Raw genomic sequence first — 16,962 nt, 5'->3', positions numbered from 1 at the left:
CACAGAATTTCAAGGCCGGGCATATCAAATAAAGAGCTCAATGTCGCCGTCCATGGGGGCGCCGGATAGGCGCACCTTGTAGTCGTTTTCGCGGCTGAACAAAGTGTCGTTATGGACACGGTGCAACTTCTTGACCAGTACTTTCCCTGAGTATGGAAAATAGTAAACTTTCCTTGGGTAGGAATCCAACAAGTCCTTTGCCACCACGGGGATTTTTTCTGTCTTCAAAAAATCGAGCACGAATTCAGCGTTTCTGGCACCGACATTACTGCTGGCCAGACTCGCCAACACAGCCCCCCCACCAAACACCTTTGCCTCAAACCGGTTTCGTCGCGCCCCCAGCTTGAGCAAATGATTAATTAGCACCTCCATCGCGTAGGTGCCATAGCGCGCCGACATCCCGACCTTATCCCGACCGCCGTCATCAGGCAGCATGAAATGATTCATGCCGCCGATACCGGAATCGGCGTCCCGGATACAAGCTGCTACACAAGAGCCAAGCACCGTCACCAGCAGGGCTTCCTGATTGGCAACATAATATTCACCGGGCAGTATCTTGGCTGCCTCAAGCCCGAATTTGCGATCAAAGTATCGGTTGGTGGCCAGATGTTCGTCGTAGGCGTGTTGCACTGATTCCTTTCTCTATCGCGCACGCGCCAAGGCATAAACCGTCTTGCCCTGGGACTTGAATAGGTCTGCCGCATGCAGGAAACTTTCGGAGTGACCGGCAAACATCAGGCCATCCGGCTGCATCATTGGTGCAAAGCGCGAAAGGATCTTGTATTGCGTCGGCTTATCGAAATAAATCATCACATTTCGACAAAAAATCACGTCAAGTGGCCCCTTGACCGCATAACTTGCATCCAGAAGATTGATCCGCTGAAACTCAATCATCTTTTTCAACTCTGGACGAATCGATACGTAGCCCTCCTGAGCCCCCGTTCCACGCAGAAAGAATTTGCGCAAACGTTCCGGCGATAGTTTTTCGACCCGTTCGATCGGGTAAACGCCCTTCTGTGCAGTCGCCAACACATTAGTATCGAGATCCGAGGCCATGATCGTGACATGCGAAACATTGCTCCCGAAAGTTTCTAGGACTGTCATCGCAATCGAGTAAGGCTCTTCTCCGGTCGAGGCCGCAGAACACCAGACTCTGACGGGACGCTTGGTGCCGATATTGCGAAGATGTTCGGCAAAAATCGGGAAGTGATGTGGCTCGCGGAAAAACGACGTCAAATTCGTCGTCAAAGAATTGACGAAACGCTCCCATTCATCGCCGCCGTTCTTTTCCAGCGCATCCAGATATTCAGCAAAGGAGGACTTGCCGGTGGCGCGCAAGCGACGGGCCAGGCGGGAATAGACCATGTCTTGCTTGACCGGTGATAACGAAATACCAGCATGCTGGTAGATCAGCTTACGCACTCGTTCGAAATCGGTCACCGAGAAGGAAAACTCTCGATTACCCGCCTCCCGTGGTGGCAGACTTGTCGATAACGAAGTCCTGAGTGCAGATACCGGAGCGGCCGGCTTTCGTAATTCGGTCATAATCAGAACTCTTCCCACTCATCATCGAGACTGCTTGGCAATGCCTGCACTTTCCTGGCGCCAATTCGCTCGCCACGAGGGGCTTGCGGCACAGAGGCACGCTGGCTAGTGCGCGGCGCCTCCAGACGAGGCATGCCGCCCGCATTGGCCACCTTGAAGACAGAGACGGCCTGAGCGAGATTGTGAGCCTGCTCTTCCAGGCTTTCAGCCGCCGCCGCCGCTTCTTCAACTAGCGCCGCGTTCTGCTGCGTCACTTCGTCCATCTGGCTGACGGCCAGGCTGACTTGCTCGATGCCCGAGCTTTGCTCACGGCTGGCATCGGAGATGTCGCCCATGATCTTGGCGACGCGCTTGATGCTCGAGACCACTTCTTCCATGGTCCGTCCAGCCTGATCGACCAACTTATTGCCGGTTTCAACCTTTTCCACCGAGTCGGAGATCAGCCCCTTGATTTCCTTGGCGGCCGCAGCACTGCGTTGGGCCAGGTTACGCACTTCGGTGGCGACCACCGCAAACCCACGGCCTTGCTCGCCGGCCCGAGCGGCTTCTACCGCGGCGTTGAGTGCCAGAATGTTGGTCTGGAACGCAATGCCGTCAATGACACCAATAATGTCGGCAATCTTGCTGCTCGATTGGTGAATGGCGCTCATCGTGTCCACAACCTGACCCACCACTTCGCCCCCCTTGACCGCCACCCGCTGGGCATTACCAGCCAGCTCGTTGGCTTGCCGTGCATTGTCGGCGTTCTGCTTCACCGTGCTGGTCAGCTGCTCCATGCTCGAGGCCGTTTCTTCCAGGCTGCTTGCCTGCTCTTCCGTCCGGCTCGACAGGTCCTGGTTGCCCGACGCAATCTCCTTCGCCGCCGTGTTGATCGCGTCGGTTGACTCTTTGATCTGCCCGACGATTTCCTGCAACCGAGCAACCGTCGTATTGGCATCATCCTTCAACTGCCCGAAGGTACCAGCATATTCAGCCTCAATGGTCTTCGTCAGATCGCCATCCGCCATCGCAGACAAGACCACCACCACATCTTCCAAGCCTCGCTGGCTGGTTTCCAACAGGCGATTGAGGTCGCCAGCCAAGGTCAGGAAGAAGCCCGTCTTGCCGGCATCCGAGACACGCTTGGTAAAATCGCCATTCGCCGCAGCGCTGACGATCTGGTTCACTTCCTCTTCGACCGCAACCTCGTTGGTCCGATCCAGCCATTCGACGGCGAATCCCAAGCGCCCACCGCGTGTATTGATGACCGGCGTCACCGTCAGCGCGAAGACACGCCCGCCCAGCCTGATCGTGGCGCGATGCGTCCCTGTCAGACGTTCCAGCATGCCGCGCTGATGCGCCGGGCTCTTGTGGAAGATGTCAATATTGCTACCCATCAGCGACGCGGCCGAGAACTGCGGCAAATCCTTGCGAATGTCGCTCTCCACCGCAGCGAACATCTGGGTCACGGCATGATTCATGTAAATGATGTTAAGGCCGTCATCGGCAATCATCACGTTGGTCGCCACGTTGTCGAGGCCGATCTTGATCCGCAGGTTTTCCTCACCAACGCGTGTCGCCTCGGCAACGTTGAACCCTTGCTGAATCTGCATCGATTGCAGCCCCTGCATCACCTTGCCTAGTTCGTCATTCCGGGCGATATCGACGTTACGGGTATAGTCGCCGCGAGCCAATGACTGGAAGGTCGCGATGATGTCATCCAGCGGCCGCATGACAGAACGCATGATGCTCCAAGCAACAAGAGCGCCGAAAGCAAGTGCGGCCAGGACAATGGCAATCACGATGATGCGGAACTGCTGGTAAGCCTTGTCAGTCTCCTCCAGTTGCGTCTTGCCCCGACTGATCTGTAATTGGTAAAGATCATCAGCACGCTTTGAAGCCTCTTCATAGGCCGGATTAAGCTTCTTTAAGAGAATGTCGTTGGCTTCGTCGAAGCGACCAGTCGCGATTGCAGCCTTCGCTGCCAGCAGGCCTTCGGTGACGTACACCTTCCGGGCGGCCACATAGGCGTCTGCCAACTGGCGGTGCTCGTCAGACGCAATCGCTTTTGAGTAACGCTCCCAATGCCCGGTGATGATGCCGATATTCTTATCGATCACACCTAGATGCTTGTCTACGCTGTGATCGTGAGATTTGGCGTTGGGGCTGGCCGGGTCGTGCTGGAAAGCCAGAAGAACTTGCGACCGATTATCAGCCATCAGCTTGCCGATTGCGGCCAACTCCTGGACTGGCTCAAGGCGGCTGCTGTAAAGCCTGGCAACAGCATCGTCGCTCCGCCCCATGCCCCATAGACCAAGCCCTGCCACCACGGCAACCACCAGAAGGATGACGGCAAAGCCAGCCGCCATGCGGCTTTTCAGGGAAAGCGCCGACAACAGCCCCGGTCCGCCCTTGACGGCCGCTCCATGCCGAATCTGCAGGCTGCCTTGACGTTTTTCACGGAATAGCCGATAGGCCTCTTCGGCGGCCTGAATCTGCTGGGCCGAGGCCTTGCGGCGCACCGACATGTAGCCAAGAATTTCACCGCCCTCGCGGATAGGTGTCACCGTGGCGAGAACCCAGTAGTAATCGCCGTTCTTGCACCGGTTTTTGACCATGCCGGTCCAGGGACGCCCATCCTTCAGGTCGCGCCAGAGATCCTCAAAGGCTTCTGGCGGCATCTCCGGATGACGCACTAGATTATGGGGTTCCCCAATCAGTTCCTGTTCAGTAAAACCACTGATATCGAGGAAATCGCGGTTGATATACGTGATTCGTCCCTTGAGATCGGTTTTCGATACGATCAGGGTGTCATCCCGCAAATGCTGTTCAACGGTGGTTACCGGCAAATTGGTTCTCATTGCTCCTCCTCGTTCATTCTTTTCTCTGTGGTGTTGGGTCTAAAACTCTTCCCACTCGTCATCGCCTTTGGTCGCGACAAGCTTGGCAGAGGATTTTGCTGAAGGCTCAGGCAGTCGGACGGGCTCCCTGTGAGGAAGAGCCATCCTGGCTGAAGATTGGGGAGCACGATCAGTCGAGGCAGTTCGACGTGCTGTCGGCTGATTTTTGGAAATAGCAAAGACAGAGACGGCCTGAGCGAGATTGTGAGCCTGCTCTTCCAGGCTTTCAGCCGCCGCCGCCGCTTCTTCAACCAGCGCCGCGTTCTGCTGCGTCACCTCGTCCATCTGGCTGACGGCCAGGCTGACTTGCTCGATGCCCGAGCTTTGCTCACGGCTGGCATCGGAGATATCCCCCATGATCTTGGCGACGCGCTTGATGCTCGAGACTACTTCTTCCATGGTCCGTCCGGCCTGATCGACCAGCTTGTTGCCGGTTTCAACCTTTTCCACCGAGTCGGAGATCAGCCCCTTGATTTCCTTGGCGGCCGCAGCACTGCGTTGGGCCAGGTTACGCACTTCGGTGGCGACCACCGCAAACCCACGGCCTTGCTCGCCGGCCCGAGCGGCTTCTACCGCGGCGTTGAGTGCCAGAATGTTGGTCTGGAACGCAATGCCGTCAATGACACCAATAATGTCGGCAATCTTGCTGCTCGATTGGTGAATGGCGCTCATCGTGTCCACAACCTGACCCACCACTTCGCCCCCCTTGACCGCCACCCGCTGGGCATTACCAGCCAGCTCGTTGGCTTGCCGTGCATTGTCGGCGTTCTGCTTCACCGTGCTGGTCAGCTGCTCCATGCTCGAGGCCGTTTCTTCCAGGCTGCTTGCCTGCTCTTCCGTCCGGCTCGACAGGTCCTGGTTGCCCGACGCAATCTCCTTCGCCGCCGTGTTGATCGCATCGGTGGCTTCCTTGATCGATGAAATGATCTCTTGCAGGTTGTCTACCGTGGAATTGGCGTCGGTCTTGAGAACGCCAAGTACGCCTTGATAATCAGCATCGATTTTTTCTGTCAGATTACCCTGCGCCAAGCGAGCGAACATCGCACCAATATCATCAAGGGCACGGGTATTGGCTTCGAGCAAGCGATTGATGCCTTCAGATATTTGCTTGAAAAACCCTGTCATCTTGCTGGCGTCAAGGCGATGGCTGAAATCACCTGAAGCAGCTGCACCAATGATCGTTGCCACTTCGTTTTCAATCAGGACCTCTGCAGTGCGATCTCGCCATTCAACGACCGTACCATGACGCTCGCCCTGGTCGTTTACGATCGGACAGGCCACCAAAGAGAAATAACGACCGCCAATATCAATTTCCGTGCGATGGATGCCTCTCAGCGTTCCCAGGATGTTGCGCTGATGGCTTGGCTGCTTGTGATAAATATCGAAATTTGAACCCAGAATGGCATCGGCACGGAAACTCGGCAGTTGCGTCCGCAGATCGGCCTCCGCATTGCGCATCATTTCAAGCACGGATTTGTTGCAATAAATGATGACGCCGTCGACGTCCGCCACCATGACGCTGTTGGATGAAACGTCCAGTGCAACCTTGATCCGCGTCATTTCCGCCGCTGCCTTCCGATCTGCCTCGACTCGCGACTTCAGATCAGACTGCATCTTGTCGAGTGCATCCATCAACTGGGCTGGCTCATCATTTCCGATGTGCTCGATCCGGTTATCCAGATTGCCCTGAGCTACAGCCTCAGCAAGCGCTACGGCATCTTTCAGGGGTTTGGTTATTTGCCGCGTCACCCAAATCCCGGACGGGATCATCACGATGACAGCAAACGCCATCAGCAGCAACATCGTGGTTTGCACACTCGATTTGACCGCATTGATCTCAGCCACATCACGATCATTATTGTCACGCTGCAGCTGGACGTAATCGCCCACTGCATCAAACCACTCCTGCATCCTCGGACGAAAACTGTCGAAGAAAATCTTTTCGGTATCGGCTCGATTGCCGGCTTTGATACTTTCAAAAAGCTGCTCAATCGATGATTCGGCCGCCTTGCGAGCCCCCAGGATACGAGACAAAATCTCCTTGCCGCGCGGGGAGATGGTCGTTTCAGACAAACGCGTCTCGCCTTCGAGATACTTGGCAAAATCAGCGTCGACCTTGGGCTTTTCACCCATCTGCTTTTCCACGCCCGAATAAATCAAGGCGGTACGAACATGCCGAGCAATCAGCAGATTGCGCATGCGCATATCAACCGCCAGTGACGTCTTCATGACGTTGTTGTCGACAATGTGGTCAACCTTTTGACCAATCGTATTGAGACTAAATAAAGCAATAGCCACGAAGACGATCATCAGGCCAAGTGCCCCGATCGTTGTCATGATGAGTCGAGTTCCAATCTTGTAACTACGCAAGCTGAACATTCGTTGCCCTCGTTAAATGAACTTGGTGGCTTTATTCAGTCGCCGAATCGATTAATTCCATGTCGGCACTCGACATCAGGCGCTCGATATCGGTCACGATCATCATGCGGGAATCCTGCGACGCGAGGCCGAGAATGTACTTCGTATCAAAACTTCCGGAAAAATCAGGGGCAGGGCGAATCTGAGAACGGTTCAGCGACATTACGTCAGAAACGCTGTCCACAACTGCGCCGATTACCCGCCCGGCAATATTGAGAATGATCACCACGGTAAATGGGGTGTATTCGATCTTGCCAAGATTGAACTTGATACGTAGATCGACGATGGGCACGATGATGCCGCGCAAATTGATCACCCCTTTGATAAAGGCAGGGGCGTTAGCAATCAAGGTGGGCTGCTCGTAGCCACGAATCTCCTGCACCTTGAGTATATCTATTGCATATTCCTCACTACCGAGGGTGAAGGTCAAGTACTCACTGGCGACCAGGTCCTCTTCCGCCACCGCTGTCCCGTTTTGCGTTATCGCTTCCATCTTTTGCTCCTCAAATCAGCCGTTAGGCGGCTTTGTGCATACTTGTCTTGGCCATTCCGGCGATCGCAGACACATCCAGAATAAGAGCCACATGGCCATCCCCCATGATGGTTGCTCCGGAAATACCTTGCACCCGGCGGTAATTGGCCTCCAGGCTCTTGATAACCACCTGATGCTGTCCAACCAGCGCATCGACAAACAGCGCCGCCTTGACCCCATCCGCATCAATCACGACCATGATGCCCTGAGTAAAATCATTCGCACTCGGCTTGATGTTGAACAGTTCGTGGAGGACCACAACGGGTAGGTATTCGCCCCGAACCTGAATCACCCTCGCCTGATTGGAAAGCGTCTTGATGTCCCCCATCCGCGGCTGGAACGATTCGATCACGTAGGAGAGCGGCAGAATATAGGTCTGATCGCCAAGGGCAATTGACATGCCATCGAGAATCGCCAAGGTCAATGGCAGGCGAACGGTCATCCGGGTGCCTACCCCAAGCATCGACTCAATCTCGACCCGCCCACCCATGGACTGGATGTTACGACGCACGACATCCATACCGACGCCCCGGCCAGAGACATCGGTCACTTGTTCCGCAGTCGAGAAGCCAGCCTCGAAAATGAGGTTAAAAACCTCCGAGTCAGTCATCTGATCGGAGACCTGGAAGCCTCGCTCCCGGGCCTTGGCAAGAATTTTGTTACGAGGCAGGCCAGCGCCGTCGTCACCGACCTCAATCACGATATTCCCCCCTTGGTGATAGGCCTTCAGGGTGATGGTTCCGATCGGACTCTTACCGGCAGCAATACGGTTTTCAGGTAACTCGATGCCGTGATCAAGACTGTTTCGGATGAGGTGAGTCAGTGGATCGGCAATCCGCTCGATCAGGCTCTTGTCCAGTTCAGTCGTTTCCCCAGAGGTCTTCAGCTCAACCTGTTTGCCAAGCTTGCCCGAAAGATCGCGCACCACTCGTGGAAAGCGGGAGAAAACGAAGGAAATCGGCATCATCCGGATAGACATGACCGACTCTTGCAAATCCCGTGTATTTCTCTCCAATTGAGCCAAGCCGTTGACCAGTCGCTCAGGCGCACTTTCCTGCATCTGGGTCGCAGTTTGCAACAACATCGCCTGCGTTATGACCAGTTCGCCGACCAGGTTGATCAATTGATCGACCTTCTCAATGCTGACACGAATGGATGATTCACCTGCGGCAACGGCAGGCCCAGCCGCCTTCGCCGCACGGGCTCGCGATTCGACCGGCGATTTTTCCGGAACAACGGCAGGTAACGGAGAATCAATCTCTGCAATCAGCGATGGGATCTGCGTCGCTGGAACACTAGACACCGCCGATGGCGAGACCGGAACAAAAAATCCGAAGCCATCCCCCTCTTCCAATACTTCAGGCGTTTTTTCGGCAGCGGACAAAGGAGCAAAGAAACCGTAGCCATCGCCCTCATCATCGGCACCAACGGAAGGCATCAATTCAGGAACATTGGTCGCCGGCAAGGCCTCAAAGAAACCATACCCATCATCCCCAGCCTGCTCAGAGGCTGCAGCGTTCTCTACAATCGGCGAAGGATCGAGTGGAGCAAAAAAGCCATAGCCCTGATCGTCATCGGGCGTACCCGGTGAGTCATCAAAAAAACCGAAGGCTGGATCAGGCTCCCCGACTGAAAGCTTGCCCTCGACAACTCGCCAGGCACCGTTTTCGGCGATGAAATCAATCTGATCAGCAAATGCTTCCTGCCCAAGATCAGAGATCAGACGAACCTGCCAGTAACCCACACTATGAATATCCGCATCCGGCTGGCTCAATATTTCCAACTGGCCAAGCGACTTTAATTCGTCCAGTAGATTGGTGACACCATCACCTTTTGCCGAAATTTCTGTCGGAACAAACTGGATATCAAAAACACGCTTATCGACAGATGGTGCTGCCACGCCTTCCGCTAAAGCCTTGCCCCCCCCCTGCGCCAAGTCAGGCGGCAGATCGGTAGAGAGTTCGCGCAATCGGGCACAAATTGACGCCACACTCTGCGGATCAACAGCTTCACCCCGGCCCTGATGAGCCTCAAGCATGCCGCGCAACAGATCACCGCACTCCAGAAACGCATCGACCATATCGGCTCGCAAGCCGAGTTCCTGCTTGCGAATTCGATCAAGCAGGTTTTCAAGAATATGGGTCGTTTCCGCCAGGTCAGTAAACCCGAACGTCCCGGCGCTGCCTTTGATTGAGTGCGCAGCACGGAAAATAGCATTGAGTTGCTCTGAGTCCGGATTGTCTATATCCAGATCAAGCAGCAGCCCCTCCATTGCAGCCAAGTGCTCAGCCGATTCATCGAAGAACACTTGGTAGAACTGACTCATGTCGATAGCCATGCTACCCCCCGAGCACGACTGCCAGTTCCCTGGCAGCCGAAAATGGTATGCGAACGACCTGCCCCGTTACAGGTCAGCCGGCTTGTGCTTAGCCGATCACCTTGCGCACGACTTCAATCAGTTTTTGCGGATCAAACGGTTTGACCAGCCAGCCAGTGGCTCCGGCAGCCCGCCCTTGCGACTTCATGGCATCGGAAGATTCGGTCGTCAGCATCAGAATAGGCGTTGACGCATACTGCGGCAGTCCACGCAGATTCTTGATCAAGGTAAGCCCATCCATGCGCGGCATGTTCTGGTCAGTCAGGATCAGATTGACACTTTTGGTCTTTGCCTTTTCCAGACCATCCATTCCGTCGACAGCCTCAACAACGTCATAACCCGCACTCTTCAGGGTAAATGACACCATCTGACGGATGGATGCGGAATCGTCAACTGCAAGAACGGTTTTTGCCATTTTTTCCTCGTGAAAAAATCAGAACAACTCAACATCGCCACTAGCGAAGCTGGTTTGAGCAACAGGATTATTATCTACTTTTTGTGAAATTACACTAATTTTTTGCGAAATATGGTCAATATGCTGGCAAATATCAGCCAATGCGGTCAGAGTGGCTGCGCCATCTCCATGATTGTTCAGCGCCCCCGCCATCTTCTGTTCATCCGCAAGCATTTCATCCACCATATCCAGGCGCCGCGTAACATGCCCCAGGAGTTGGGTAACCATATCCTGAAATTGCAGGGACATAATAGCTTGATTGACCGCCTGTTCAACCTGCTCCCCTATCGTATTCAACTCACTGACGGTTTCACCTGTACGCTGGTTCATATCGTTGATGCCAACCATTGCCTGCTCAACATCGCTCTTTGAAGTCAGGGCAAAGGTCATGTCCTGAGCCGCCATCTGATTGATTGCGGCCTCCGTTGCTTCAATCGTTATTTGCATCTTTTGCAAGGAATCACGAATCTGCTGACTGAAATGGTTGGTTCGCCCGGACAAGTCCCGAACCTCATCAGCCACCACCGCAAATCCCCGGCCCGCCTCGCCCGCTCGAGCCGCTTCGATGGCGGCATTGAGCGCCAGAAGATTGGTCTGCTTGGCAATCCCTTCTATTTCACCGAGCCGGCCACGCACTTCACCCATCTGACTAGTGACTCGATCGGTCATCTCGACCAAGGACATGGCTAGCCGCGAATTCTCGACCACGCTATCAACGAACTGACGCAATGTTTCGGACGTTTTGTTGGCGAACATCTGGAACTCCGTCGCAGCCCCAGCATCGCCGCCTCCGGAGACAACCTGCATCCCAAGTTGTTGCTGACGCTGAATCAGGGCATTCATCCCCTGAAAACTACTGACCAGCTTATCAATTGCCTCGTTGAAAATATTCTGGGCGCGGGCAACCTCTCCACGCATCTCCTCGACTTGGCGCGACGCCTCAGTGGAAACACGAATAATCGCATTACCGCTTCGCTCAATGATGTCGCGCCCAATGCGCCTGGCCTCGGTAGCACTGTCGCTGACGGAAGATGCCCTCCCCACCATGCTGCCGGCAATCAACCAGCCAACAAGCATCACAACCAGGGAAAAAACCACGACCGGCGAACGTGCCGCGGGTTCTACAGCGAGAAGCACGGCAGCAACCAGCATTGTCCAACCAGCGCCGATCAAGATCAACTTGCCATTGCCGTTCATTCCCTCTCCTCCAGAAACCCTCAGCCGGCGGTTCCTTTTTTGCCTCCCCCTGGAAGGATCAGCCCTTCGAGCCCGTTCTCTTCATTCCCAACATCCGACTCAGGCCCCTCTTCTTGAAGGATGGCCATTTCGGTTTTCTGATTGAGCACAACGATGCTGATACGCCGATTGACTGAATTCAAAGGGTCATTTTTGTCGAATAAAACAGTGGATGCCAAGCCAACCACTCTGAGCACCTTGCTGTCATCCATCCCCCCCACCACCAACTCGCGTCGAGAAGCATTTGCCCGATTGGCCGACAGTTCCCAGTTGGAAAAGCCTTTTTCACCACCGGCAAACTGGGCCGCGTCGGTATGACCTGCCAGGCTGATCCGGTTGGAAACACCATTCAACGCCTTGCCTATCTGGCGAAGAATGTCCCGGGTATAAGGCTTGAGATCGGCGCTGCTGGAGTCGAACATTGGGCGATTCTGCTCATCGACAATCTGGATACGCAAGCCTTCGGATGTAATATCAAGCAGCATCTGCTTCTTGAACTGGGCCAACTGGGGGCTTTGTTCAATCATTTTTTCTATGCTTGCCTTCAGGCTCTCCAGACGCTCTTGCTCCTTGCGGCGAAACTCTGCCTGTGCCTCCTTGGAGAAGGACGTCGATTTTTTTGCTTCAACATCGCCTCGCTTGACCTGGCCCGACTGCCGAGTCAAATCCTTGCCGCCTCCCTGAAGAATGCTGGTCGCGTCACCAGACCCAGCCCCTCCTTGCTGAGAAACCTTCAAAGGATTCTGGAAAAAATCGGCGATTCCCTGCAAATCCCCCTTCGCCGTTGAACCAAGCAACCACATCAGCAGGAAGAACGCCATCATGGCGGTCACGAAGTCGGCATAGGCAATTTTCCATGCACCGCCGTGCGCGCCTCCTGCAACTACCTTCTTGCGCTTGATGACTATGGGGCGTGTGGAATCGTCGCTCATTACATTGGTCTGTGGCTATACTGACTTACTTGCCCTTGCGAGCCTTCAGTTCTTCCTCGAGTTCAACGAAACCGGGACGGGAACCAGAATCAATGGTTTTTCGGCCAAACTCAATGGCAACCTGCGGGGCATAACCAGACATCGACGCCAGCAGAACCATCTTGATGCACTTGTAGATGGTTGAACCCTCATTCGCCTTTTGTTCCATCAGTTTGGCAACTGGCTCAACAAATCCGTATGAAATAAGAATACCAAGAAAGGTACCGACCAAGGCGCCACCGATCATCTTACCCAGAACCGCTGGCGGAGAACCCACGGAGCCCATGACGTTCACCACCCCCATCACCGCCACGACGATACCAAAGGCAGGCACGGCCCCCGCAATACTTGACACCACATGACCAGGCTCCGCCGCCTCATGATGATGCGTTTCCAACTCCACATCCATCAAGCTCTCGATTTCCACCGTATTCAGGTTGCCGCCAACCATCATCCGCAGATAATCAGTGACAAACTCCATGATGTGATGATCGTGAACCAAATTTGGGTATTTACTGAAAATCGGGCTCGCATCCGGATTTTCTATGTCGCCTTCGATAGACATCAATCCTTCCTTGCGCACCTTGGCCAATATCTCGAAAAGCATCGCCAATGTATCAATATAGAAAGCCTTGTTGAATTTCGAGCCTTTGAGTATCCCAGGCACAGCGGCCACCGTGGCCTTGATAACCTTGATATTGTTTGCCGCAACGAAGTAGCCGATGGTCAAACCAACGATAGCTACATATTCCGTAGGCACCCACAGGGCAAGCAGGCTACCGTGGATGGCGTACGTCCCCAACGCCGCAGCCAGAATAATGACGTACCCGACAATCAGAAACATGCAAAGCCCCCTATCGCGCCAGCGAGAACCGGCGCAGATCCGCCTAGTAATTGGTTTTCGCTATTGTAGCCACATGAAATGCCCATGTGCAAAGAAACGGCCACTCGCCGCGGAACTCTGAATGGCTCTGATAGCAAAGTGATACACTGAAAACCATCGTTTTAAGCCGAGTCCACCGTGATCCAGTACTGCAATCATTGCGGCTCAAGTGTTTCCTTTATAGTTCCAAGCGGAGACGCTTTGCCTAGGCACGTCTGTAACGCCTGCGGCCACATTCACTACGAAAACCCCCGACTGATCGTCGGCTGCGTCGCCGAGTGGGAGGACCGCATATTACTTTGCCGACGGGCAATTGAGCCTCGCCACGGTTTTTGGACATTACCAGCAGGCTTCATGGAGAACGGAGAAACCACTACGCAAGCTGCAATTCGTGAAACCCACGAAGAGGCCGGTGCAGATATTTTTGTAGATGCGCCATTTGCCCTCATCAGCATTGCCCACATCAATCAGGTCCATCTCTTTTATCGGGGAAAACTAAGGGGATCGAACTACGCAGCCGGAGAAGAAAGCCTGGAAGTCTACCTTTTCACCCCCGAGGAAATTCCTTGGGAAAATCTAGCGTTTCGCAGCGTCACACTGTGCCTGGAACATTACCTGGCGGATCGCAAAGACGGCAGATTCGGTTTTCACGAAGCTCAACTCGGGCCGCTTTAGCCGATTATTATTCAGCTAGCCGATACTCGACAGGCAAGCTAATCCCGAACTTTCGGCCCTGCATTCCTACCGGCAAGGGTGCCTGTGTTACCGCCTCCGCCATCATTTCCAGCGCTTGGCGGTCGAGTACATCATATCCGCTCGAGCGCTCCAGCGAAACGACAGGGCGAGCCGAAACCAGCGCCATCGAGACAGCAACGACAACCACACCCTCCCAGCCACGTTCACGAGCAATCAGTGGATAGCGCTTGAACTTTCGCGCTTCGCGCGCCACATTCAAGCGGTACTCTAGCGCCCCTTCTGAAGCTAGCGCTTGCGCCTCAGCAAGTATTGCCGCCCCGGCATCGTGACCACCCTGCAACGAAGAGAGCGGAGATGCCGCGATTGGAAGGGAGGCGGGACGCTGCTCCACTGAACTCTTCGATTTACCCCGGAGAGCGCTATGCCGCCCCCCTCCCGAAGAGAACAGCGTCCCCTGCGGCGCTAAGCTGCTGTCTTGAGCGACAAAAGCTTCGCCGGCACTAGGAGACTGCCTGAGACTCCCTCTCAGTAGAGTCTTTTTCGAAGAGCAGCATTGCCTCTCCGCCCCATAAGGCAAAGCGGGAGAGAGCAGGATCGCCAAATGCAAGGCAATGGATATCAGCAGGGCACGAAGCATGCGCCAGTATTATCGATTCCATGCCAAAAAAAACAAACCCCCGACGGAAGATCCGAACGGGGGCTTACGATCATTCACCGCTCGGGGAACGGCGCAACGAACGAGGTAGTTACTTACCCAGTTTACGCGACTCTTCGTCCATCTTGCCGGCGTACATCTTGCCCATCACTGCACCGATAACCAGAACGCCAACGATCACGACAAGACTCATCAGACCGATATCGCTAGTAAACAATAGTTCCCATGCCATAAGTCACCTCCCAGTAACAAATAAAGAAATTACTTATCCGCCTTCGCCACCAAGCGTAGCGGTTCCTCCGAATCAGCCTGCCACTCTCCTTGAAGCCGCCATTGCCCGGCAGGATCTTCAATCGAAACAAGCCAACGCCCCGTCACCTCTGCAGCCAGCTTGCCGCTGTAGAAGCCCTGTCCTTCCGAACTCATCTGCACCGACTGGTCCTGACCGGCCCGGGTTGGATGTGCCAACTTGAGGAAAAGTGCACTCGGCAACTTTGCGTCCCCGTCCGCCGCGATAAGCAAGCGTATGTTGGCGCCAGCCCGCATCACATCTGCATGAAGCCCCAAGTTCCCGGCCTGATGCTCTCTATGCAATTGCTGATTCACGGCCAATCCCTGCTTGTAATAGTCATCCGTCACCAGCCCGTCATTACTGACCACGGCCAGCCACAGGGTAATAACACCGGCCACGATTACAACGGCAGGTCCTGCCATCAGAATCCAGGGCCAGCGCTCCTTGTACCAAGGTTGATTGTTACTACGAAGGGTCATTGAATTGCTCATATATCAGGGCATCAGGAAGGAGGCCTTCTCATGAACCGCGATTTTGTCGTGATTCTGGGCCTTGATATCAAAATAAATGGGGTTAGCCCCCGTCTTGCCAGACTCCGGAGGGACGCGGACAACGATGGTAACTTCGTGATTCTCTGCGCTACCAACTTCGACAATCCGTTCGCCAACGATCTCGATCCCGTCCATTCCCTCTACCGACAGCGCGTAGCGCTTGGGCTCCTCGGTAGTGTTCATAATCTTTAGGTTAAAAACGTTTTCGATCCGACCGTCGTCGCCCTCACGCGCCAAGATCGAACGATCACGAATCACATCCACCTTCAACGGCACACGCGTCGCCAAAGACCAAGTGGAGGCGGCCATGATCGCCAGCAATATCGTCGTATAGAGTATGATTCTCGGCCGGAGAATATGGGACAGAACATCTTTCGGGCTGAAATGTTGTTCCAGGGCATTTTCGGTCGTATAGCGGATAAGCCCCCGCGGCAAGCCGACCTTGTCCATGACCGGATCACACACATCAATACAGGCACCACAGCCAATACACTCGTACTGCTGGCCTTTGCGGATATCAATACCGGTGGGACAAACCGCCACGCATAGACCGCAATCGACGCAATCACCGGCTCCGGCAGCCTTCGCATCAACGCCCTTCTTGCGAGCACCACGTGGCTCACCACGCTCCGGATCGTAAGTAATAACCAACGTATCCGGATCGAACATCACCCCTTGAAAGCGGGCATACGGACACATGTACTTGCAGACCTGTTCACGCAGGAAACCAGCTTGCATATAGCAAAACCCGGCATAGAACAATGTCCAGAACAGTTCCCAGCCCGAGAAATCAAATGGAAGCGCCGCCAGAAGTTCACTCACCGGCGTGAAATAAGCAACCAACGTAAAACCTGTCCACAGAGAAATAAGCAACCAGATCACATGCTTGACTGCCTTAAGACCGAACTTTCGTGCCGTCATCGGCCCCTTGTCGAGCTTCATCCGCGCAGCACGGTCACCCTCGATTCGGTTTTCGACCCACATGAATATTTCGGTGTACACCGTCTGGGGACAGGCGTAACCACAGAACAATCGCCCGGCGATGGCAGTAAAGAGGAACAGCGCATAAGCTGAAACGATCAGCAACAATGCGAGATAGAAAACATCCTGAGGCCACAGGACCAAGCCAAAGAGATAGAACTTACGTTCGACGAGGTGCAGAAGAACTGCCTGCCGCCCATTCCACTCTAACCAAGGTGCCCCATAAAAAAGCACCTGAGTAAAGAACACCAGAATCCAGCGCCAGTTATTCCACCAGCCCTTGACCTCCCGGATATAAACTTTTTTGTGTTTCTCGTAGAAAGAAACAGGCGCGGAAGCATTACCCGGCTTGGCCGGAGGATTATTATCAGCAGATTCCATAGTGTCTTATCCGTATCGAAATTGCGCTAAGCGTGGATAGTTCGGCGTTTTAAGCAACGCAATTTTGATACAGGTCAGCCATATATACATAAAGAAAAGCGGGGCGGCCCT

At 54.4% G+C, this 16,962-nt stretch carries 15 protein-coding genes; 1 reads left to right on the top strand and 14 read right to left on the bottom strand.

Annotated elements, in window-relative coordinates; all coding sequences use genetic code 11:
• Positions 1–24: 24 nt before the first annotated feature.
• The 10 genes from cheD to motA all read right to left on the bottom strand — a co-directional run bounded on the left by cheD (position 25) and on the right by motA (position 13,256).
• Positions 25–630: a chemoreceptor glutamine deamidase CheD gene (cheD, locus tag DARO_RS03780; RefSeq protein ID WP_011286496.1), complete on the bottom strand. Its 606-nt coding sequence runs from the start codon at positions 628–630 to the stop codon at positions 25–27.
• A gap of 12 nt (positions 631–642) precedes the next feature.
• Entirely contained in the window at positions 643–1,545 is a 903-nt protein-coding gene (locus tag DARO_RS03775; protein ID WP_011286495.1) for a CheR family methyltransferase, read from the bottom strand.
• A gap of 2 nt (positions 1,546–1,547) precedes the next feature.
• Complete coding sequence (locus tag DARO_RS03770; RefSeq protein WP_011286494.1) at positions 1,548–4,385, bottom strand: methyl-accepting chemotaxis protein; 2,838 nt, start codon at positions 4,383–4,385, stop codon at positions 1,548–1,550.
• 39 nt (positions 4,386–4,424) lie between these two features.
• Complete coding sequence (locus tag DARO_RS03765) at positions 4,425–6,803, bottom strand: methyl-accepting chemotaxis protein (protein ID WP_011286493.1); 2,379 nt, start codon at positions 6,801–6,803, stop codon at positions 4,425–4,427.
• A gap of 31 nt (positions 6,804–6,834) precedes the next feature.
• The gene (locus DARO_RS03760; RefSeq protein ID WP_011286492.1) at positions 6,835–7,335 is read right to left on the bottom strand and encodes a chemotaxis protein CheW; all 501 of its coding nucleotides are present in this window, start codon (positions 7,333–7,335) and stop codon (positions 6,835–6,837) included.
• A gap of 22 nt (positions 7,336–7,357) precedes the next feature.
• Positions 7,358–9,712, bottom strand: coding sequence for a chemotaxis protein CheW (locus DARO_RS03755; protein WP_011286491.1), 2,355 nt, complete (start codon positions 9,710–9,712; stop codon positions 7,358–7,360).
• Positions 9,713–9,800: 88 nt separating this feature from the next.
• Positions 9,801–10,166, bottom strand: a complete 366-nt coding sequence (locus tag DARO_RS03750) for a response regulator (RefSeq protein WP_011286490.1) — start codon at positions 10,164–10,166, stop codon at positions 9,801–9,803.
• An 18-nt stretch (positions 10,167–10,184) separates the two neighbouring features.
• On the bottom strand, positions 10,185–11,402 hold the full coding sequence (locus tag DARO_RS03745) for a methyl-accepting chemotaxis protein (RefSeq protein WP_011286489.1): 1,218 nt from the start codon (positions 11,400–11,402) through the stop codon (positions 10,185–10,187).
• A gap of 20 nt (positions 11,403–11,422) precedes the next feature.
• Positions 11,423–12,373 carry a flagellar motor protein MotB gene (gene motB / locus DARO_RS03740; protein ID WP_011286488.1) on the bottom strand — a complete coding sequence of 317 codons (951 nt, stop codon included), beginning with the start codon at positions 12,371–12,373 and terminating at the stop codon, positions 11,423–11,425.
• 25 nt (positions 12,374–12,398) lie between these two features.
• Positions 12,399–13,256: a flagellar motor stator protein MotA gene (gene motA / locus DARO_RS03735; RefSeq protein WP_011286487.1), complete on the bottom strand. Its 858-nt coding sequence runs from the start codon at positions 13,254–13,256 to the stop codon at positions 12,399–12,401.
• Positions 13,257–13,436: 180 nt separating this feature from the next.
• On the opposite strand from motA, the gene DARO_RS03730 reads away from it, so the two are divergent.
• Positions 13,437–13,970, top strand: coding sequence for an NUDIX hydrolase (locus DARO_RS03730; RefSeq protein WP_083761591.1), 534 nt, complete (start codon positions 13,437–13,439; stop codon positions 13,968–13,970).
• A gap of 7 nt (positions 13,971–13,977) precedes the next feature.
• Here the strand turns inward: DARO_RS03730 and DARO_RS23010 are convergent, their stop codons facing one another.
• The 4 genes from DARO_RS23010 to ccoG form a co-directional block, all read right to left on the bottom strand.
• Complete coding sequence (locus DARO_RS23010) at positions 13,978–14,382, bottom strand: TonB family protein (protein ID WP_198134096.1); 405 nt, start codon at positions 14,380–14,382, stop codon at positions 13,978–13,980.
• A 355-nt stretch (positions 14,383–14,737) separates the two neighbouring features.
• Entirely contained in the window at positions 14,738–14,878 is a 141-nt protein-coding gene (locus tag DARO_RS22125) for a DUF3149 domain-containing protein (protein WP_011286484.1), read from the bottom strand.
• 29 nt (positions 14,879–14,907) lie between these two features.
• Positions 14,908–15,417, bottom strand: a complete 510-nt coding sequence (locus DARO_RS03720) for a FixH family protein (protein ID WP_157037133.1) — start codon at positions 15,415–15,417, stop codon at positions 14,908–14,910.
• A gap of 15 nt (positions 15,418–15,432) precedes the next feature.
• On the bottom strand, positions 15,433–16,851 hold the full coding sequence (gene ccoG / locus DARO_RS03715; RefSeq protein ID WP_011286482.1) for a cytochrome c oxidase accessory protein CcoG: 1,419 nt from the start codon (positions 16,849–16,851) through the stop codon (positions 15,433–15,435).
• Between the last annotated feature and the right edge of the window lie 111 nt (positions 16,852–16,962).

This window comes from Dechloromonas aromatica RCB (assembly GCF_000012425.1).
This window is presented reverse-complemented; position numbering and strand designations above follow the sequence as displayed.